This window comes from Vulcanococcus sp. DEBay_Sum22DG08_74, assembly GCF_017852955.1.
Classification (GTDB): domain Bacteria; phylum Cyanobacteriota; class Cyanobacteriia; order PCC-6307; family Cyanobiaceae; genus Vulcanococcus.
This window is the reverse complement of the sequence record NZ_JAFMKL010000028.1, coordinates 1-17,731: the sequence shown is the minus strand read 5'-3', so window position 1 is coordinate 17,731 and position 17,731 is coordinate 1. Positions and strand designations below refer to the sequence as shown.

Below are 17,731 nucleotides of genomic sequence, written 5' to 3'. Positions count from 1 at the left end.
GACGTTAGCGTGATGAAAACTCCAGCAGTTCTGGATCAACAAGCCCTGGTTTGATTCAGTTGGTCAATACCGGGTTAGTGACCTTTGAGAAGATCTGAGCATCAAACTGGAGCCTGATGTTTCACGAGCCATTGCGACAACGCTGAGCGATCCACAGCTCCCTCCGCAACAGACAAAACCAGCCTCTCCGCCTTGTCCACATCGACAACGAGTTGGAACCCATTGAGAACCATCACGACCTCCATTGCTGCGTGGCCAATGCGTTTATTGCCATCAACGAAAGGATGGTTCTGAATCAAAGAGAAGCCCAGACAGGCAACCTTGTCCCAAAAACCTGGGTATAAATCCTCGCCGGCGAAGCTCTGCCACGGCTGAGCCAGAGCGGATTCGAGAAGGCCCAGATCCCGGAGACCCTCCGAACCACCACTCTGCTCAATCAATTGGCGGTGAAGAGCCAGGACCTCAGCCAAGGTCAACCAACGCATCAAGCCAAACGGCGATACAGCTCTTTGTTTTTGGCAAGCACAAGCTGAGAGGCAGCCGCAAAGTCAGAAGCTGGCTCAGAGACGAAATCGCGCACCACAGCAGCAGCCAGCTCTGCTTCGCTGACGTGCAACTGTTCAGCGGCAGCGGCCAGCGCCTTGGCCTGCTGATCAGACAGTTCAATAGCCAACGTCATCCCTTGGCTCTCGCTGTACTACTACGGTTGATCTTGGCACCACCTAGTCAGTTTTAGGTTGCGGCCATAGCTCTACCGCTCTTTGCCCGCCTTCAACCCCACCCCCTTGATGGTGCTGGGCACCAGTAGCGGTGCCGGCAAGTCCCTGATGACGGCCGCCCTCTGCCGGGTGCTGCGGCGCCGGGGGGAGACGCCCCTGCCCTTCAAGGGGCAGAACATGAGCAACAACGCCTGGGTGGATCAGGCCGGCGGCGAGATGGCCTACTCCCAGGCCCTGCAGTCCTGGGCGGCGGGACTGGAGCCCGCCTGTGCCATGAACCCCGTGCTGCTCAAGCCCCAGGGGGACAGCACCAGCGAGGTCATCCACCTGGGGCAGTCGGTCGGCAGCTGCCGCGCCGAGCACTACTACCGCGATTGGTTCCGCCCCGGCTGGGCCGCCATTCGCCAGGGGCTCAGCGACCTCAAGGCGAGCCACCCCGGCGGGCGACTGGTGCTGGAGGGGGCCGGTAGTCCGGTCGAGGTCAACCTGCAACCACGGGACCTGACCAACCTGCGCCTGGCCCAGTACCTGCGGGCCAACTGCCTGCTGGTGGCCGACATCGAGCGGGGCGGCGTCTTTGCCCAGTTGGTCGGAACCCTGGCGCTACTGCGGCCGGTCGAGCGTCCGCTGATTCGAGGTCTACTGATCAACCGCTTCCGCGGGCGCCGCGAACTCTTTGATGAGGGCCGCCGCTGGCTCGAGGCCAACACCGGCATCCCCGTACTCGGCGTCATGCCCTGGCTGGATGAACTCTTCCCGCCGGAGGACTCCCTCGATCTGCTGGAGCGCCGCGGCCGCAAACGCGGGGCCGAGCTGGAGATCGCTGTGCTCAAGCTGCCCTCCCTGAGCAACTTCTCCGACCTCGATCCCCTCGAGGCCGAACCCACCGTGCAGCTCAACTGGATTGCTCCGGGCCAGGAGCTCGGGCGCCCTGATGCCGTGGTGGTGCCCGGCAGCAAACAAACCCTGCGGGATCTGGCGGCACTACGGGTCAGTGGCCTGGGGGAGCAACTCTCGACCTATGCCTCCCAGGGGGGAGCCGTGCTGGGCATCTGCGGCGGCATGCAACTGCTGGGGCGTGAACTCCTCGATCCCCAAGGCCTGGAAGGGGGTGCCGGCTCGAGCCACGGCGGCCTAGGGCTCCTGCCGCTACGCACGGTCTTTGGAGAGGTCAAGGCGCTGAGGCAATGCAGCAGTCCGGCGAGATGGCCCCAAGGATCAGAGCCTGCGCTACTGGAGGGCTTTGAACTGCACCGGGGAGCCACCAAGGCGACCGAAGCGTGCGAGACCCTGGCGGAGAATGAGGGTCTGGGCTGGGTCTCAGGCCGTATCGCCGGCACCTATCTCCATGGTGTCTTTGAGAGTGGCCCCTGGCGCCGGCGCTGGCTCAACCAGCTCAGGGCGCGTAAGGGGTTGCCATTGCTTAGCGAACGCCAACCTCACCACAGCCGTCAGCGGGAGGCACTGCTCGATCGCCTCGCCGATGCCTTCGAGCAACACGTCAACCTGGAGCCCCTGCTCAAGCCATGAAGGACGTCCTGATCCAGTGGCCCAATGGACAGCAGACCCGCTGCAAGGCGGGGAAGGATTGGCTGCAGGCTGCGCGCGAGGCCGGTTTCTCAATCCCCACGGGCTGCCTCGGCGGCAGTTGCGGCGCCTGCGAAATCGATGTCAACGGCAAGACCATCCGGGCCTGCATCGCCACCGTTCCCGCCAGTAAAAGCGGTGAGCTGAGCGTGGAGCTGGCGAGTGATCCCTACTGGTGATCGCGCTGAATTAAGCCACCCCCCAGCACCATCTCGCCGGCGTAGAACACCGCCGCCTGGCCCGGGGTGATCGAGAACTGCTCCTCGGCGAACTCCAGGCGGCAGCGGTGCGGTCGGTCGGCCGCGCGGTCGGAATCGGTCTCCGGCAGGGGAATCAGTCGGGCCTGCTGGGGTCCACTGCGGTAACGCACCTGCACCTCCACATCGAGCGGCTCGGTGGGTGGCGCGATGGAGACCCAGTTGACCGCGCCCACCACGGCCTCGCCGCGGGCCGCATCCCGGCGGGGAGCCACCACCACCTGGTTCATCGCGCCATCCAGGCGGACCACATGCAGCGGCTCACTCCAGGCCACCCCCAGGCCCTTGCGCTGGCCAATCGTGAAGTGCTCGATGCCGTCGTGCTCGCCCACCACCTGGCCATCGGCCAGCACGATCTGCCCCGGGCGTGGCGGCAGGTAGGCATCCAAGAAGGCCTTCATCGAACCGTGGTGGTCCGCCAGACAGAGGTCCTGGCTCTCGGGCTTCTGGGCCGTGCGCAGCCCATGACGATCCGCCTCCAGGCGGGTGTCGGGCTTGGTCAGCTCGCCCAGGGGAAACACCAACCGACCCAGGGCCTCCTGGGGCAGGTCATAGAGGAAATAACTCTGGTCCTTGCGCTCGTCCAAGCCGCGCAGCAGCTGATGGCGACCGTTCTCGCTCTGATCGCCGTGGCGCACCCGGGCGTAGTGCCCCGTGGCGATCCGATCGATGTTCCGCTCCTCCTTGGCCCAGCGCAACATCGGCCCGAACTTCACCTCCCGGTTACAGCGCGAGCAGGGCAGCGGGGTTACACCCGCCTCGTAGCCCTGCACCAGGAAATCAACGATCTGCTCCTTGAAGTGCTCGCGGAAATCCACCACGTGGTGGGGCACCTCCAGCTGCTCGCAGACCCCAGCGGCATCCACGAGACCCTCGGCGCAGCAGGCGCCCTTCCCGCTCATCAGCCAGAGGGTCAGCCCCTCCACCTCCCAGCCGGCCTCCACCAGCAGGGCCGCCGTTAGGGAGCTGTCCACTCCGCCGGACAGCCCCACGGCCACCCGGTGTTCCCCCGGCCACTGGCGCAGCCGCTCAATCGCCAGTGCCCCCGCCTCCGTTGCCGCCACGGAGGCCTCAGATGCAACGGGAACAGCGGAGAAGCGCGCCAATGCCAACGGTGGCTGTTCTCTCCATCATGGAACTGACGCCGTCAGTGCTGTTTTGGCCTCGTCCTGTTGGCCCCCACGCGACGCCGAGCACCTGCTGGTCAGCGGCCAGCAGATGGCCGGACTCGAGCAGGTGCTCTTCGAGAACGGCCTGCCGGTGGAGGCGCTGATGGAGAAGGCCGCCCTGGCCATCAGCCGGCGGCTGCAGGAACCCGATCTCTGGCCAGAGCTTCAAGCGCGGGGGGCGCTGGTGCTGGTCGGCCCCGGCCACAACGGCGGCGATGGCCTGGTCATCGCCCGGGAGCTGCAGCTCGCCGGCATCCCCGTACGGCTCTGGTCTCCCTTTGAACGGCGCAAGCCCCTCACCGAGAACCACCTGCGCCAGGCCCTCTGGCTGGGGATTCCCCAGCTGGGCAGCCCGCCCGACCCCAGTGATCCGGCCCTCTGGATCGATGCGCTCTTTGGCATCGGCCAAAGCCGGCCCCCCGGAGATGCCCTGGAGTCCCTGCTGGCGCAGCGCCAACGGCACCAACCCCAGCGGCTAATCGCCATCGACGGCCCCACAGGCCTCTGCGCCGATCGCGGCCTGCCCCTGGGTCAGACCGCCGCCACCGCCGGGCTGACCCTGAGCATCGGCCTGATCAAACAGGGGCTCATCCAAGACAGCGCCCTGGCCTGGACCGGAGCACTCGAGCGCATCGACCTGGGGCTTCCCGCGGCCCTGCTGGAGCAACTGCCCGCGCAGCAACCTCTTGGCCTGAGCCCCAGCGACCTCGATGGCGCCCCCTGGCCCACACCCGCTGCCGCGGCCTCGAAATACCAACGGGGTCGCCTGCTGGTCGTCGCCGGCAGCGACGCCTACCGCGGTGCCGCCCTGCTCGCTCTGCTGGGGGCCAGCGCCAGTGGCCTCGGCAGCCTGCGGGCCGCCGTCCCCGAGGCCGTCGCCGATCAGCTCTGGAGCCAGCTGCCCCATGCGGTGCTCTCAGCCCGGCTGCCCAGCCGCGGCGATGGGTCCCTGGATCTCAGCGCGCTCGCCCCCTCAGCCCTGGAGCGGCTCGATGCCCTGGTCCTCGGCCCGGGCATCGGCAACACGGCAGACGATGCAGCGATCTGGGAGACGCTGCAGGCCTTTCCTGGCCTACTGGTCCTCGATGCCGATGGCCTCAACCGCCTCGCCCAGCGCGCCGCCCTTCCCTGGCTGCGGGGCCGCTCGGGCCCCAGCTGGCTCACCCCCCATCCCGGCGAATTTCAGCGCCTCTTCCCCGATCTCACCGGACTGCCGCCGCTGGAGGCCTGCGCGGCGGCGGCCCAGCAGAGCAGCTGCTCCGTGCTGCTCAAGGGGGCCCGCAGCGTCATTGCGGATCCCAGCGGAGAGCGCTGGCAGCTCAGGAGCGCCAGCAGCCATGCCGCCCGCGCAGGCCTGGGCGATGTCCTGGCGGGCTACGCCGGAGGACTGGGTGCCCTCGCGCAGGCCAGCGGCGCCGGCTGCAGTGGTTCCTTGCTCGCCCTGGCAGCCCTGGCCCACGCCAGCGCCGGGCTGCAAGTCAGCACGCTGCACGGCATCGGCGCTGCTACACCGCATCAGATTGCCGAAATGTTGGCCGCGATGGAGAGAAAAACGAAGCCAGGGATTGTCAACAGAATCTGCAGCGGCCAGTTGTGCACCTGAGTCTCAAAAGTGTTGTGATCTTTCGTATCTCAAAGCTGAAGCGTTACTGAAATCCCAGCACTTTTTAAAAAAGCCATAGGAGATTCTTCCAACCTTTCAACAGGAGCCTCCATGGCAGCCGCCACCAGCTCCAACACCAGCAGCAGTCGGCGCCGCAGCAGCGATCCGATTAGTTGGTACCTCTCAACCATTGGTCGGGTGCCCCTGCTGACGCCCGCGGAAGAAATCGAACTCGGCAATCAAGTGCAAGCGATGATGCGGCTTGCCGAAGAAGACAAAGGCGAGGCCTATACAACGCATGAAAAGAAGATCATGCGCGTGGGCAAGCGCTCCAAAGAGCGCATGATGAAAGCCAACCTGCGCCTGGTGGTCAGCGTCGCCAAGAAATACCAAGGCAAGGGCCTGGAACTGCTCGATCTGATCCAGGAGGGCTCCCTGGGCCTCGAGCGCGCCGTGGAGAAATTCGACCCCACCCGCGGCTACAAGTTCTCGACCTACGCCTTCTGGTGGATTCGCCAGAGCATGACCCGGGCGATCGCCTGTCAGTCGCGCACCATCCGCCTGCCGGTGCACCTCTCCGAGCGCCTCACCGCCATCCGCAAGGTCAGCCTTGAGCTGGCCCACAAGCTCGGCGCCATGCCCAGCCGCAAGGAAATTGCGGAAGAGATGGACATGCCCCTCGATGAGCTGGATTCCCTGCTGCGCCAGGCCCTCACCACCTCCAGCCTGGATGCCCCAGTGAACGGAGAAGAAGGGCGCAGCTTCCTCGGCGATCTCATTGCCGATCAGAGCAACAGCGAGCCCCTCGACCAGGTCGAGCGCGGCATCCATCAAGAGCAGCTGGGACGCTGGCTCAGCCACCTCACCGACCAGGAGCGTCAGGTGCTCGAGCTGCGCTTTGGCCTGGAAGGGGAGGAGCGCCACACCCTCGCTGAAATCGGCCGCATGCTCGAGGTCTCCCGCGAGCGGGTGCGCCAGGTCGAGCTCAAGGCCCTACGCAAGCTGCGTCACCTCACCCGCCGCCTGCCCACCGCCATCTAGGACTCCGTTGCTGCCGGGGCTGGCGCTGCCGGCAGCTCCGAGCCGGAAATACAGAAGCTATTGAGGGCCTTGCTCTTGCTCACGGGGCTGGTCTTGAGCTGGGCCATCAGCATGTCGCGGGACTTCTGACAATCCGCGAAGGTCTTCATCGGCAGGGACTGCATCGCCGTACCGCCGTGGACGGATCCGGACCAAAACAAGATCACCAGCCAAACCGGAGCCATCGAGATCCCTTGATTGCACTCCTTTGTAGCCCGGTTTCCGCCAGACTTCGCGCACCAACGCTTACCCGCAATGCTCGGCGGAGAGGACAGCCTTCCGATCACCCTGCGGCTCTCGGAGCCGGTGATCAAGGAGCTCGAGCTCTTGATGCAGCAACTGCAGCTCGATGACATGGGGCTGCTGGTGGATCGCCTGCTGCGGGAGTCCCTCTTCGACGAAGAGTTCGACGGCGACGAGGACTGATCACCCCCGGTGCGCCTGCCGCTCGTCTACCACCCGGCCTACTCGGCCCCCCTGCCCAGTAGCCATCGCTTCCCGATGGCGAAGTTCAAGCTCCTGCGTGCCCTGCTCGAGGAGCAGGGCCTGGCGAGGGAGGAGCAGATCCATACCCCCCTTCCGGTGCCGCGGCGCTCACTGGAGCTGATCCACAGCCGCCGCTACCACCAGGCCTTCGCCCGCGGGGAACTGCTGCCCGCGGAGCAGCGCCGGATCGGCCTGCCAGCCACAACCCCCTTGGTGCAGCGCACCTGGCTGGCGGTGGGAGGGTCGCTCCTGACCGCCCGCCTGGCCCTCCAACACGGCGTCGCCTGCCACCTCGCCGGGGGAACCCACCACGCCTACCCCGACCACGGCAGCGGCTTTTGCATCTTTAACGACTTCGCCGTCGCCGCCCAGGTCCTGCTGGCAGAAGGCCAGGTCCAGCGCCTGATGATCATCGATCTGGATGTGCATCAAGGGGATGCCACCGCGTCGATCTTCCGCGATGAACCGCGGGTCTTCACCCTCTCGGTCCACTGCGGCAGCAACTTCCCCCTGCGCAAACAACAGAGCGACGTCGACCTCGCCCTAGGCGATGGTCTGGGGGATGACGCCTATCTGGAGTCAATCGGCGATCTCATCCCAACCCTCCTGGATCAAGAGCAACCGGATCTGGTGCTCTACAACGCCGGCGTCGATCCCCACCGGGAGGACCGACTCGGTCGGCTGAACCTCACGGATCAGGGCCTACTCAACCGCGACCGGCTGGTGCTGGACAGCTGCCTGCGCCGCAACATCCCAGTCGCGACGGTGATCGGCGGCGGCTACGACGCGCTCACACCGCTGGTGCTGCGCCACGGCCTGGTCTTTCGCGCCGCCAGCGAGCAAGCCCGCTTGCACGGGCTCTAGGGCTGCCGCTCAGTCTTCCGCCCAGATGTAGCGGGTCAGTTCCTCGGGCTTGGGTTCTGGGGCCGACAGGGCGAACTCCACGCAATCGGCCACCTCGGCGTCGATCTCCTTCTCGATCCCCTTGAGCTCCTCGGCGGTCGCCAGGTTGTGCTCGATCAGGTGCGCCGCCAAGCGCTTGATCGGGTCGCGCTGGGCCCAGAACTCCTTCTCGGCCTCAGCCCGCAGCTCGTCGGGGTCCGCCAGGGAGTGGCCGCGGAAGCGGTAGGTCAGGCACTCCAGCACCGTGGGGCCCTCGCCTGCCCGGGCCCGTTCGATCGCACGCTGGGCAGCACCGCGAACGGCCAGGACATCCATGCCGTCCACCTCTTCACCGGCCATGCCGAAGGCTGCGGCCTTGCGCCAGATCTCTGGATCACTGGTGGCGCGGTTGTGGTCCATACCAATGGCCCACTTGTTGTTCTCGACCACAAACAGGATCGGCAGCTTCCAGAGCGCCGCCATGTTCAAGCACTCGTAGAACTGGCCGATGTTGCAGGTGCCATCGCCAAAGAAGGCCGCGGTCACCGCATCGCTGCTGGAATCGCCCAGGGCATCGCGCTTGTAGCGGCTGGTGAAGGCGGCACCTAGGGCCACGGGAATGCCCTCACCAATGAAGGCATAGCCACCCAGCAGGTGGTGCTCCTTGGAGAACAGGTGCATCGAGCCGCCGCGGCCCTTGCTGCAGCCGGTCTCCTTGCCGAACAACTCGCTCATCACCTCGCGGGCCGGCACGCCGCAGCTCAGGGCATGCACGTGATCGCGGTAGGTGCTGCAGAACCAGTCGTGCTGCATCTTCATCGCCTTGATCACCCCCGTGCTCACGGCCTCCTGGCCGTTGTAGAGGTGAACGAAGCCAAACATCTTGCCGCGGTAGTACATCTCGGCGCACTTGTCTTCGAAGCGCCGACCGAGAGTCATGTCGCGGTAGAGCATCAACCCCTCATCCCGGGTCACCGTCGCCGGCGTCGAGGGATAGAGATTCATCAGCCGCTCGGCATGCAGGCCGACCTGATTGACATCGGCGGAGCAGGAGGGAGCACCACTGGTGGCGACGCCCTGTCCAAGATCGGCCTGTGTCATGGCTGAGGTCCTGCTCTCCGGGGACTCTGATGCTGGCCTGACTGTACGGGGTCCATCTCCAAAAGGTGCACGAAGGACGGCCAAAACCGAAGACTCTGCCTACAGTCACGTCCGATTAGCGCCCGCCAATCCGAGCTCAATTTGGAACTGCCGATCGACCACTTCCGCCTACTCGGCGTGAATGCCAGCTCCGACCGGCAGAGCGTGCTGCGAACCCTGCAGCAGCGTCTTGATCGCGCGCCAGACCAAGGCTTCACCCAAGACACTCTCCAGGCCCGGGCCGAGCTGCTGGAAGCCAGCGCCGACCTGCTGAGTGACGAAACCCGCCGCCAGGCCTATGAGCGGGAACTGACGGCCATTGCGGACAACGCCAACGGTTCCATCGCCGCCCTGGAGATTCCGCCCTCCCGTGAGGTCGGCGGTCTTCTCCTCTTAATGGAGGCCGGCCAAGCCCAGGAGGCCTTCGACAGCGCCGCCCGCGGGCTTCAGCCACCCCAAGCACCCGCCCTGGGCAGCAGCCGCGAAGCCGACCTGACCCTGTTGGCTGGCTTGGCCTGCCAGGGCACTGCCCGGGATTACCGCGACCAACGCCGCTATGAGGCGGCCGCCCTGACCCTGCAGCAGGGTCTGCAGCTGCTGCAACGCATGGGCCAACAGGCCGAACAGCGCCGCAAGCTCGAGCAGGACCTCAAGGAACTCCTCCCCTACCGGGTGCTGGATCTGATCAGCCGCGATCTCTCCGCCAGCGGCTCGCGCCAACAGGGGATTGCCCTGCTGGAGCAGCTGGTGCAGCAACGGGGCGGGCTCGAGGGCCACGCCGATCTGACCTTCCCCCAAAGCGAGTTCCAGCCGTTCTTCAAGCAGATCCGTCAGTTCCTGACGGCCCAGGAGCAGGTGGAACTGTTCAGCCGCTGGGGCGATGCCGGCTCAGCCACCGCTGACTTCCTCGCCAGTTTTGCCCTCACGGCCTCGGGCTTCTCCCAGCGCAAGCCCGAGCGGATTCTCGAGGCCTACGAACGCCTGAAGAACAGCGGCCAGCCGGGCATTGAGGTCTTCCTCTCCTGCCAGCAACTGCTGCTCGGTCAGGTAGACGAAGCGGAGCGCCTCTTTGATCTAGGGGCGGATGCCGCCCTGAAGCAGTGGGCCCTGGAACAGGGGGACGACCCCCTGGCCCGCCTCTGCGCCTACTGCCGTGACTGGCTCACCCGCGAGGTGCTCGAGGGATTCCGGGACATCGACGTCGACGCCAACCTCGATGCCTGGTTCGCTGACCGGGATGTCCAGGCCTACATCGATCAACAGGACCGCATCCGCGGCCGCCAGTTCAGTGCCAAGACCAGCCTCGAGGCACCAGCGGCCGCCGAGACCAGCAGCCCCTTTGGCGATTGGCCGAGCTTCGACCTTTCAGGCAGCTCCGATAGCCCCAGCAGCTTTGAGTCGCTGGAGCAGGAGAGCGAGGACGACGATGACGAGCTCTGGGATGGCCCCCGCTGGAGGTTCCCCGATCTCCAATGGCCCCAACTCGGCGGCCTGAACGAACGGCTGCAGGCGCTCCCCAGCTGGGGGTTGCCCGTTGGTGCGGCCGTCGCTGCCCTCGTCCTTGGCTTCGGCGGCTGGATGGCCCTGAAACCACGGGTCAGTGAGGTGGAAACGGCCACCAGCAGCGCCCTGGTTCAACCCGAAACCCCAGCACCAGCGCCGCTCGAAGCCCCCTTCCCGCTCAAGGCGCCCGACCCCAGTGCCGGTCAACTGCAGGGCCTATTGGAGGCCTGGTTGACGGAAAAAGCCGCGGTGCTCGCCGGTGGAGCCCCCAGCGAATCCCTGGCTGATCTGGCCAGCAGCGATCAAATCCAGCGTCTGCAGCGCCAAAGCCAGGCCAACCGCCAGCGCGGGGCCACTGAAACCGTCAAGACCACCATCACCGGCTTCAAGGTCAGCGACCGCTCCCCCGTGCGCATCGCTGCCCAGGTGGTACTGACCTACAGCGATGAACGCAAGAGCAGCACCGGTCAGGTCCTCAGCAGGACTCCTGAGATGACCCTGCGCAACACCTACATCTTTGGCCGCAGGAACGGCAGCTGGCAGCTCGTGGCCTACAAGCCCACCGCCAAGAACTGACGCGCCCGACCCGCTGCCGAGACGGTCGCTTTTTACGATCACTCGATCACAGGCGCCCCCATGTTCGACGAGCTCTCCCAACGGTTTGAAGATGCCGTCAAGAACCTGCGCGGTCAGGGGGCCATCAACGAGGGCAACATCGACGGTGCTCTCAAGGACGTGCGCCGGGCCCTGCTGGAGGCCGACGTCAGCCTTCCGGTGGTCAAGGACTTCGTCGAAGAGGTCCGCAAGAAGGCCCTAGGGGAAGAGGTGGTGCGGGGCATTAGCCCCGACCAGAAATTCATTCAGGTCGTTCACGAGCAACTCGTGGAGACCATGGGAGGCGAGAACGCACCCCTGGCCCCTGCCGGCAAAGAGGGCGCCCCGGCGGTGGTGCTGATGGCGGGCCTGCAGGGCGCCGGTAAAACCACCGCCACCGCCAAGCTCGGCCTTCACCTCAAAGAAAAAGGACGCAGGGCGCTGCTGGTGGGGGCCGACGTCTACCGGCCCGCGGCCATCGAGCAGCTCAAAACCCTGGGCGGCCAGATCGGCGTTGAGGTCTTCAGCCTCGGCACCGACGCCAAACCGGAAGCCATCGCCGCCGCCGGCATCGAGAAGGCCAAGGCCGAAGGCTTCGACACCGTCCTGGTGGACACCGCCGGCCGCCTCCAGATCGACACCTCGATGATGGAGGAGATGGTGCGGATCCGCGAAGCCGTCCAGCCCGATGAGGTGCTGCTGGTGGTGGATTCGATGATCGGCCAGGAGGCCGCCGAACTCACCCGGGCCTTCCACGATCAGGTGGGCATCACCGGTGCGGTGCTGACCAAGCTCGACGGCGATTCCCGCGGCGGGGCGGCCCTCTCGATCCGCAAGGTCAGCGGCGCACCGATCAAATTCATCGGCACCGGCGAAAAGGTGGAGGCGCTCCAGCCCTTCCACCCCGAGCGGATGGCCAGCCGCATCCTCGGCATGGGCGATGTCCTCACCCTGGTGGAGAAGGCCCAGAAGGAGGTCGAGCTGGCCGACGTGGCCAAGATGCAGCAGAAGCTCCAGGAAGCCACCTTCGACTTCTCGGACTTCATCAAGCAGATGCGCCTGATCAAGCGCATGGGCTCCCTGGGCGGCCTCATGAAAATGATCCCGGGGATGAACAAGATCGACGACGGGATGCTCAAGCAGGGCGAAGAGCAGCTCAAGAAGATCGAAGCGATGGTTGGCTCCATGACCGAGGCCGAGCGCTGCGACCCCGACCTGCTGGCCGCCAATCCCTCCCGCCGGCGCCGGATCGCCAGCGGCAGTGGCCACACCCCCGCGGATGTGGACAAGGTGCTGCAGAACTTCCAGCAGATGCGGGGCTTCATGCAGCAGATGACCCGCGGCGGCGGCATGCCCGGCATGCCGGGGATGCCTGGAATGCCCGGTATGGGCGGAATGCCTGGGATGCCTGGAATGGGCGGAATGCCCGGCATGGGTGGAATGGGTGGCCGCGGTGGCGGCGGGATGCCCAAGGCCCCCAAACCCGCCAAGAAGCGCAAAGGCTTCGGCGAGCTCTAGGGGGTCACCCCAGAGAGTATTGTTGTCGTTTGCGCCCGATTCCCTGGGGAATCAACGCGCGTTTATCCAGTCAGCAAGGCAAGGCCACAATGATCAAGCTCCGCCTGAAGCGGTTCGGTAAGAAGCGGGAAGCGAGCTTCCGCCTGGTGGCCTGCAACAGCACCTCACGCCGCGACGGTCGTCCCCTTGAGGAGCTGGGCTTCTACAACCCCCGCACCAAGGAGACCCGTCTCGACACCGAGGCCATCCGCGCCCGTCTCGCCCAAGGCGCCCAGCCCACCGAGGTCGTGCAAACCCTGCTCGAGCGCGGCGGTCTGATCGAGAAGAAAGTGCGTCCCTCCGTGGTCGTCGGCCAGAAGAAGCAAGCCGCCATCCGCGAGGCTGCTGCCAAGCAGGCCGCTAAGGAAGCTGCCGAAGCCAAGGCTGCTGAGGCCGCTGCTGCTGCAGAAGCCGCCGCTGCCGCCGAAGAGGCTCCCGCTGAAGAAGCAACTGAAGCCTGAGGCCCTCCCCCATGCCCGGGGCTGAAAGCCTCACGGCCTTCACCATCGACCTTCCCGACCAGGACGCCGCCATGGCCCTGGCCGGTGAAGCTGAATCGACCCTGCATCGCCTCGAAGCCCTGACTGGTGCTTCGTTGGTGCTGCGGGGTCTTTCGCTGCAACTGCGCGGCAGGCCGACCCAGCTGGAGCGGGCCGCCGGCCTGGTGGAACTGCTGCGTCCCCTTTGGCAGGAAGGCCAAGGCATCACCCAGGTGGATGTGCAAACCGCCCTCTCCGCCCTGGATACGGGCCGCGGAGAGGAGCACCAGCAGCTGGGGAAACAGGTGCTGGCCCGCAGCCAGAGCGGGAAGCTGCTGCGTCCCCGCACCCTCAAACAAAAGACCTACGTCGAGGCGATCGAACGCCACGACCTCACCTTCGCCCTCGGTCCAGCCGGCACCGGCAAGACCTTCCTGGCGGCCGTTCAGGCGGTCCGAGCCCTGCAGGAGCGCAAGGTGGAGCGGCTGATCTTGACCCGCCCGGCCGTGGAGGCCGGCGAGCGACTGGGCTTTCTGCCTGGGGATCTGCAGCAGAAGGTGGACCCCTATCTGCGGCCCCTCTATGACGCCCTGCACAGCCTGCTGGGACAGGAGCGCACCGCGGCGCTGATCGAGAAGAACGTCATTGAGGTGGCGCCGCTGGCCTACATGCGGGGCCGCACCCTGGCGGAGGCCTTCGTGATCCTCGATGAGGCGCAGAACACCACCCCCGCCCAGATGCGCATGGTGCTGACCCGCCTGGGGGAGGGCTCAAAGATGGTCGTCACCGGAGACCCCACCCAGATCGACCTGCCCCAGGGGCAGTTGAGCGGCCTGATCGAAGCCGCTCAAGTCCTGGAGGGGGTCGAGGGCATTGCCGTCTGCCGGCTCAGCGCCGCCGATGTGGTCCGCCATCCGCTGGTGCAGCGCCTGGTCACCGCCTACGCCGCCCGGGATGCGGCCAAGGCCCGGCGTTAGTCGGGGGATCCACACCCCCAAAGGGCACACAAGCTGGAGATCGCTGGCAGGATGAAGCCAGTCATCCTCTGTGCCATGCCGGCCAGCAGCAATTTCCAGGAGGCCATCCGCGAGGCGCAATCGAGCGCCCTCGTGGGGCCCAACGTGGTCAATAAGGCGCTGCCCTACGTGGGCGGCGGCATGGTGCTCACCGCCGGTGGCGTGATGGGCGGCCTGGCTCTGTTGGCCAGCAACCCCGCCAGCTTCATGCCCCTGTTCTGGGTGGCCCTGATTGGCAACTTCATCCTCTTCTTCGTGGCCCAGAACGTGGCCCTGAAGGCGAACAACAGCACCGCGCTGCCGCTGATGGCGGCCTACAGCCTGATCACCGGCTTCACCCTGAGCGGCATCGTCGCCCTGGCCATCGGCACCGCCGGTATCGGAGCCATCGGCACCGCGGCTCTGGCCACCGGCGTCACCTTCGTGGCCGCCTCGGTCATGGGCCGCCGCATGAGCGACAGCGTCGGTCAGGCCCTCAGCGGCGTCGTCGGCCTGGGCATCCTCGGCCTGGTGATCGCCATGGTCGTCCAGATCGTTGGCGGCATCTTTGTGCCCGGCTTCGGCATGGGCGGCATGGAGCTACTGATTGCCGGTTTCGGCACCGTGATCTTCGTGGGCGCCGCCTTCGTGGACTTCTACACGATGCCCCGCACCTACAGCGACGACCAGTACCTGGCCGGTGCGCTGAGCATGTACCTGACCTACATCAACCTCTTCATCTTCATCCTGCGTCTGGTGATCGCCCTCAACGGTGGCGGTCGCCGCGACTGATCCCGTTCCCTGGTTCATCCAAGCGCCCCAAACGGGGCGCTTTTTTGATGCGCCGAGGGGGCGCCTCAGCCCTCCGCCACGGCCAGCACCGCCTCAGCAATCGCCGCGGTCTGAGCCGCGTCATACCCCCAGCGTTTGAGGAAGGCCACGTCCTCACCGCGGCCCTCGGTCGCCTCCAGCAGGACTTCCAGGCGGGCCTTCACGGCCTCAGGTTCCAGCAACCGCAGCAGTTCGGTGCAGCGCGCCTGCACCCGCTCCGATCCCGCCTGCTGCGCCTCATCGGCATTGCGCCCGTGATGCAGCGCCATGGCCGTGCTCATCGCCAGGTTGCGGGCGCTGAGATCCACCACGCCATCGCCGGCCTGGCGCAGGGCCAAGACCACCGGATCCGGCAGACGGTCCATCAGCGGGCAATCCCCCGCCAGGGAGACCACAAAGAACCCCCGGGCGCCATCCCGGCTGGCCACCAGCTCAGAGACCCGATCGCCGATCACCTCATCGCTGAGTTCACCGTTTTCCCAGAGCCCCAGCCACTGGGCTGTGATCTCCATCGCCTGTTGAAACGTGGGCTCCAGCGGGGCGGCTTCGGTCATGGGGGAGGTTGAACTGCCAAGGTGAGGCTATGGAGTCACACGACCAGCTGCCGCCTTTGCCAGATCTGAGCGATCTGCCGGCCGAGGCCATGGCGGGGGGCTTCAGCCTGGGGCAGAGCCCCGAAGGATTTCGCTCGGGCTTTGTCGCCCTGGTGGGACGGCCCAACGTGGGCAAATCCACCCTGATGAATCAGCTGGTGGGGGAGAAGGTGGCGATCACCTCCCCCGTCGCCCAGACCACACGCAACCGGCTGCGGGCAATCCTCACCACCCCCACAGCCCAGCTGGTCCTGGTGGACACCCCTGGGATCCACAAGCCACACCACCTGCTGGGGGAGCGGCTGGTGCAGACCGCCCGCGGTGCCATCGGCGAAGTCGATCAGGTCCTGCTGCTGGTGGATGGCAGCCAGGCCGCCGGCCGAGGCGACGGCTTCATCGTGGAACTGCTGGAGCGCATCAAGGTGCCGGTCCAGGTGGCGCTGAATAAATCCGACCTGGTGGACCCGGCCCAGGCCGCCGAGCTGGAGGCCAGCTACCGCGAGCTGGTGCCCGGTTGGCCCCTGCACCCCGTCAGCGCCCTCAACGGCGAGGGGACCGAGGCCCTGGTTAGTGCCCTCGCCGCGGAGCTTCCTGAAGGACCTCACCTTTATCCGCCGGATGCGGTCAGCGACCAGCCGGAGCAGCTGCTGCTGGCGGAGTTGATCCGTGAGCAGGTTCTGCAGCACACCCGCGAGGAGATCCCCCACTCCGTCGCCGTTCAGATCGAGCGGGTCGTGGATGACAAGGAACGCACCGCCGTGCTGGCCACCGTGTTGGTCGAGCGCAACAGCCAGAAGGGCATCCTGATCGGCAAAGGCGGCAGCATGCTGCGCCAAATCGGCACGGGCGCCCGGCAGCAGATGCAGAAACTGATCGCCGGTCCGGTCTACCTGGAGCTCTTCGTCAAGGTCGTTCCCAACTGGCGCCGCAACTCCTCACGGCTGGCGGAATTGGGCTACCGCGGCGACAGCTGAGAGAATCGCCGCCATGAGCGACAACGCCTCCTTCCCCCCCGACTCGATCGAAGCCTTCCTGCGCTTCTGCGACGGCGAGTGGATGAGCCTTCGGTCCCGTTTCGTGCTGGGCGATGACAGCGACGCCGGTGAGGGCGACGAGTGGCACAGCAGCGAGCGCGGCGAACTGGTGGTCCGCTACCTCGAGGGCAACCCCGGCGGGCTGAGCGTCGGGCCCAAGGAGCAGGCGCCCAAGCAGCTGCAGTTTCAGGCCGATGGGCAGTTCCACGCCGGAGATCAGCAGGGCCGCTGGACCCTCTGGCCCGACAGCAGCCTGGAGCTGGTGATCGAGCGCGATGGCAACGAGATCCGCGAGCGGATCTGGTTCAACAAGCCCAACCTGCGGCTGCGCTCCACCATCGAGCAACCGGCCGATGGCACCCCCGGCCGCGCCAGCTTCAGCTCTGAGATTCGCCGGGTGAGCCGGCCCGCCGCCTGAGCGATGCGTCTCGATGTGGTCAGCCTGACCCCGGAGGCCTTCGCGCCGCTGCAGGGTCTTGGGGTCATCGGCCGCGCCTTCGCCGCCGGCCGTGCTGAGCTCCACGTTCACAACCCCCGGGATTTCGCCACCGACCGCTACCGCAAGGTGGACGACGAGCCCTATGGCGGCGGTGCCGGCATGGTGCTCAAACCCGAGCCGGTCTTTGCCGCCTACGAATCGATCCCAACGCAGCCGCGCCGGCGCACCCTGTTGATGTCGCCCCAGGGGCAACCCCTACGCCAGCAGGATCTGCGGCGTTGGGCTACGGACTACGACCAGCTGGTCTTCCTCTGCGGCCACTACGAAGGATTCGACGAACGCATTCGCTCCCTGGCCGATGAGGAGGTCTCGATCGGCGACTTCGTGCTGACCGGGGGTGAACTGCCGGCGATGACGATCATCAATGGCGTCGTGCGTCTGCTGCCGGGCACCGTCGGCACCGAGGCCTGCCTGGAGGAGGAAAGCCACAGCGCCCTGCTTCTGGAGCACCCCCACTACACCCGCCCGGCCGACTTCCGCGGCATGACCGTCCCGGAGGTGCTGCGCAGCGGCGACCACGGCGCCATCGCCCGCTGGCGCGCCGATCAACAACAGCAGCGCACCGAAGAGCGCCGGCCCGATCTCTACGCCCGCTGGCAAGAGCAGCAGCAACAGCAGTGAGCCGTTAGGCCTCGGGCTTCTGCAGCCCCTTGAGGGCGCCGAGCAGGGCCGCCGGGCTCTGTGGGTCGACCATCAGCACGCTGCCGCCGGGGGCCTGGGCCA

20 protein-coding genes and 1 pseudogene are annotated in these 17,731 nt (G+C 66.4%); 14 read left to right on the top strand and 7 right to left on the bottom strand.

Translation table 11 applies throughout. The features are described 5' to 3' along the window. Positions 1–101: 101 nt before the first annotated feature. Together QZ184_RS05125 and QZ184_RS05120 are read right to left on the bottom strand one after the other, a co-directional pair. Positions 102–470, bottom strand: coding sequence for a type II toxin-antitoxin system death-on-curing family toxin (locus tag QZ184_RS05125; protein ID WP_296418461.1), 369 nt, complete (start codon positions 468–470; stop codon positions 102–104). Positions 471–484: 14 nt separating this feature from the next. After that, complete coding sequence (locus QZ184_RS05120; protein ID WP_296417015.1) at positions 485–679, bottom strand: hypothetical protein; 195 nt, start codon at positions 677–679, stop codon at positions 485–487. 109 nt (positions 680–788) lie between these two features. On the opposite strand from QZ184_RS05120, the gene QZ184_RS05115 reads away from it, so the two are divergent. Together QZ184_RS05115 and QZ184_RS05110 are read left to right on the top strand one after the other, a co-directional pair. Then, positions 789–2,249: a cobyric acid synthase gene (locus QZ184_RS05115; RefSeq protein ID WP_296418463.1), complete on the top strand. Its 1,461-nt coding sequence runs from the start codon at positions 789–791 to the stop codon at positions 2,247–2,249. After that, on the top strand, positions 2,246–2,485 hold the full coding sequence (locus QZ184_RS05110; protein ID WP_296418457.1) for a 2Fe-2S iron-sulfur cluster-binding protein: 240 nt from the start codon (positions 2,246–2,248) through the stop codon (positions 2,483–2,485). The genes QZ184_RS05115 and QZ184_RS05110 overlap by 4 nt, the downstream gene beginning before the upstream one ends. Here QZ184_RS05110 and mnmA read toward each other — a convergent pair. Next, positions 2,476–3,627, bottom strand: coding sequence for a tRNA 2-thiouridine(34) synthase MnmA (gene mnmA / locus QZ184_RS05105; RefSeq protein ID WP_247479897.1), 1,152 nt, complete (start codon positions 3,625–3,627; stop codon positions 2,476–2,478). The two genes, QZ184_RS05110 and mnmA, sit on opposite strands and share 10 nt — an antisense overlap. 94 nt (positions 3,628–3,721) lie before the next feature. Between mnmA and QZ184_RS05100 the strand changes: the two genes are divergently transcribed. Next, positions 3,722–5,335 carry an NAD(P)H-hydrate dehydratase gene (locus tag QZ184_RS05100; RefSeq protein ID WP_296416584.1) on the top strand — a complete coding sequence of 538 codons (1,614 nt, stop codon included), beginning with the start codon at positions 3,722–3,724 and terminating at the stop codon, positions 5,333–5,335. Between the two features lie 111 nt (positions 5,336–5,446). Continuing rightward, positions 5,447–6,376 carry an RNA polymerase sigma factor, RpoD/SigA family gene (locus QZ184_RS05095; protein ID WP_247477277.1) on the top strand — a complete coding sequence of 310 codons (930 nt, stop codon included), beginning with the start codon at positions 5,447–5,449 and terminating at the stop codon, positions 6,374–6,376. Here the strand turns inward: QZ184_RS05095 and QZ184_RS05090 are convergent. Next, positions 6,373–6,600 (bottom strand): hypothetical protein, encoded by a 228-nt coding sequence (locus tag QZ184_RS05090; RefSeq protein WP_010315619.1) that lies wholly within the window; start codon positions 6,598–6,600, stop codon positions 6,373–6,375. The genes QZ184_RS05095 and QZ184_RS05090 overlap by 4 nt on opposite strands. A gap of 70 nt (positions 6,601–6,670) precedes the next feature. Here QZ184_RS05090 and QZ184_RS05085 point away from each other — a divergent pair, with 70 nt between their 5' ends. Next, a complete protein-coding gene (locus QZ184_RS05085) occupies positions 6,671–6,841 on the top strand; it encodes a hypothetical protein (RefSeq protein ID WP_247477273.1) in 171 nt (56 codons plus the stop codon). A 9-nt stretch (positions 6,842–6,850) separates the two neighbouring features. Then, a complete protein-coding gene (locus QZ184_RS05080) occupies positions 6,851–7,765 on the top strand; it encodes a histone deacetylase (RefSeq protein WP_296418454.1) in 915 nt (304 codons plus the stop codon). Positions 7,766–7,774: 9 nt separating this feature from the next. Here the strand turns inward: QZ184_RS05080 and pdhA are convergent, their stop codons facing one another. Then, positions 7,775–8,884, bottom strand: a complete 1,110-nt coding sequence (gene pdhA / locus QZ184_RS05075) for a pyruvate dehydrogenase (acetyl-transferring) E1 component subunit alpha (protein WP_296416581.1) — start codon at positions 8,882–8,884, stop codon at positions 7,775–7,777. A gap of 141 nt (positions 8,885–9,025) precedes the next feature. On the opposite strand from pdhA, the gene QZ184_RS05070 reads away from it, so the two are divergent. The 5 genes from QZ184_RS05070 (at position 9,026) to QZ184_RS05050 (ending at position 14,843) form a co-directional block, all read left to right on the top strand. Further along, positions 9,026–11,002, top strand: a complete 1,977-nt coding sequence (locus QZ184_RS05070) for an IMS domain-containing protein (protein ID WP_296418452.1) — start codon at positions 9,026–9,028, stop codon at positions 11,000–11,002. Positions 11,003–11,062: 60 nt separating this feature from the next. Beyond that, complete coding sequence (ffh, locus tag QZ184_RS05065; RefSeq protein WP_296418450.1) at positions 11,063–12,538, top strand: signal recognition particle protein; 1,476 nt, start codon at positions 11,063–11,065, stop codon at positions 12,536–12,538. Positions 12,539–12,627: 89 nt separating this feature from the next. Next, positions 12,628–13,038: a 30S ribosomal protein S16 gene (gene rpsP / locus QZ184_RS05060; protein ID WP_010315608.1), complete on the top strand. Its 411-nt coding sequence runs from the start codon at positions 12,628–12,630 to the stop codon at positions 13,036–13,038. Positions 13,039–13,049: 11 nt separating this feature from the next. Continuing rightward, a complete protein-coding gene (locus QZ184_RS05055; RefSeq protein ID WP_010315606.1) occupies positions 13,050–14,033 on the top strand; it encodes a PhoH family protein in 984 nt (327 codons plus the stop codon). Positions 14,034–14,108: 75 nt separating this feature from the next. Further along, the gene (locus QZ184_RS05050; protein WP_247477266.1) at positions 14,109–14,843 is read left to right on the top strand and encodes a Bax inhibitor-1 family protein; all 735 of its coding nucleotides are present in this window, start codon (positions 14,109–14,111) and stop codon (positions 14,841–14,843) included. A 65-nt stretch (positions 14,844–14,908) separates the two neighbouring features. Here the strand turns inward: QZ184_RS05050 and QZ184_RS05045 are convergent, their stop codons facing one another. Next, the gene (locus QZ184_RS05045; RefSeq protein ID WP_010315603.1) at positions 14,909–15,436 is read right to left on the bottom strand and encodes a hypothetical protein; all 528 of its coding nucleotides are present in this window, start codon (positions 15,434–15,436) and stop codon (positions 14,909–14,911) included. Between the two features lie 89 nt (positions 15,437–15,525). On the opposite strand from QZ184_RS05045, the gene era reads away from it, so the two are divergent. Genes era through trmD form a run of 3 tightly spaced genes read left to right on the top strand, consistent with a single transcriptional unit; the run spans position 15,526 to position 17,629 of the window. After that, positions 15,526–16,449, top strand: a complete 924-nt coding sequence (gene era / locus QZ184_RS05040) for a GTPase Era (RefSeq protein WP_050778441.1) — start codon at positions 15,526–15,528, stop codon at positions 16,447–16,449. A gap of 13 nt (positions 16,450–16,462) precedes the next feature. After that, positions 16,463–16,927, top strand: a complete 465-nt coding sequence (locus QZ184_RS05035; RefSeq protein WP_247477265.1) for a phycobiliprotein lyase — start codon at positions 16,463–16,465, stop codon at positions 16,925–16,927. A gap of 3 nt (positions 16,928–16,930) precedes the next feature. Further along, positions 16,931–17,629, top strand: a complete 699-nt coding sequence (gene trmD / locus QZ184_RS05030) for a tRNA (guanosine(37)-N1)-methyltransferase TrmD (protein WP_296418448.1) — start codon at positions 16,931–16,933, stop codon at positions 17,627–17,629. Positions 17,630–17,633: 4 nt separating this feature from the next. On the opposite strand, the pseudogene QZ184_RS05025 reads toward trmD, so the two are convergent. After that, positions 17,634–17,731: pseudogene (locus tag QZ184_RS05025) on the bottom strand (paraslipin); the annotation flags it as partial.

Coding starts and splice junctions, on each gene's coding strand:
- rpsP (WP_010315608.1), top strand. CDS start 12,628: ATGATCAAGCTCCGCCTGAAGCGGTTCGGTAAGAAGCGGGAAGCGAGC.
- QZ184_RS05120 (WP_296417015.1), bottom strand. CDS start 679: ATGACGTTGGCTATTGAACTGTCTGATCAGCAGGCCAAGGCGCTGGCC.
- QZ184_RS05085 (WP_247477273.1), top strand. CDS start 6,671: ATGCTCGGCGGAGAGGACAGCCTTCCGATCACCCTGCGGCTCTCGGAG.
- QZ184_RS05090 (WP_010315619.1), bottom strand. CDS start 6,600: ATGGCTCCGGTTTGGCTGGTGATCTTGTTTTGGTCCGGATCCGTCCAC.
- QZ184_RS05050 (WP_247477266.1), top strand. CDS start 14,109: ATGCCGGCCAGCAGCAATTTCCAGGAGGCCATCCGCGAGGCGCAATCG.
- ffh (WP_296418450.1), top strand. CDS start 11,063: ATGTTCGACGAGCTCTCCCAACGGTTTGAAGATGCCGTCAAGAACCTG.
- QZ184_RS05035 (WP_247477265.1), top strand. CDS start 16,463: ATGAGCGACAACGCCTCCTTCCCCCCCGACTCGATCGAAGCCTTCCTG.
- pdhA (WP_296416581.1), bottom strand. CDS start 8,884: ATGACACAGGCCGATCTTGGACAGGGCGTCGCCACCAGTGGTGCTCCC.
- QZ184_RS05095 (WP_247477277.1), top strand. CDS start 5,447: ATGGCAGCCGCCACCAGCTCCAACACCAGCAGCAGTCGGCGCCGCAGC.
- QZ184_RS05110 (WP_296418457.1), top strand. CDS start 2,246: ATGAAGGACGTCCTGATCCAGTGGCCCAATGGACAGCAGACCCGCTGC.
- QZ184_RS05055 (WP_010315606.1), top strand. CDS start 13,050: ATGCCCGGGGCTGAAAGCCTCACGGCCTTCACCATCGACCTTCCCGAC.
- trmD (WP_296418448.1), top strand. CDS start 16,931: ATGCGTCTCGATGTGGTCAGCCTGACCCCGGAGGCCTTCGCGCCGCTG.
- QZ184_RS05045 (WP_010315603.1), bottom strand. CDS start 15,436: ATGACCGAAGCCGCCCCGCTGGAGCCCACGTTTCAACAGGCGATGGAG.
- era (WP_050778441.1), top strand. CDS start 15,526: ATGGCGGGGGGCTTCAGCCTGGGGCAGAGCCCCGAAGGATTTCGCTCG.
- QZ184_RS05115 (WP_296418463.1), top strand. CDS start 789: ATGGTGCTGGGCACCAGTAGCGGTGCCGGCAAGTCCCTGATGACGGCC.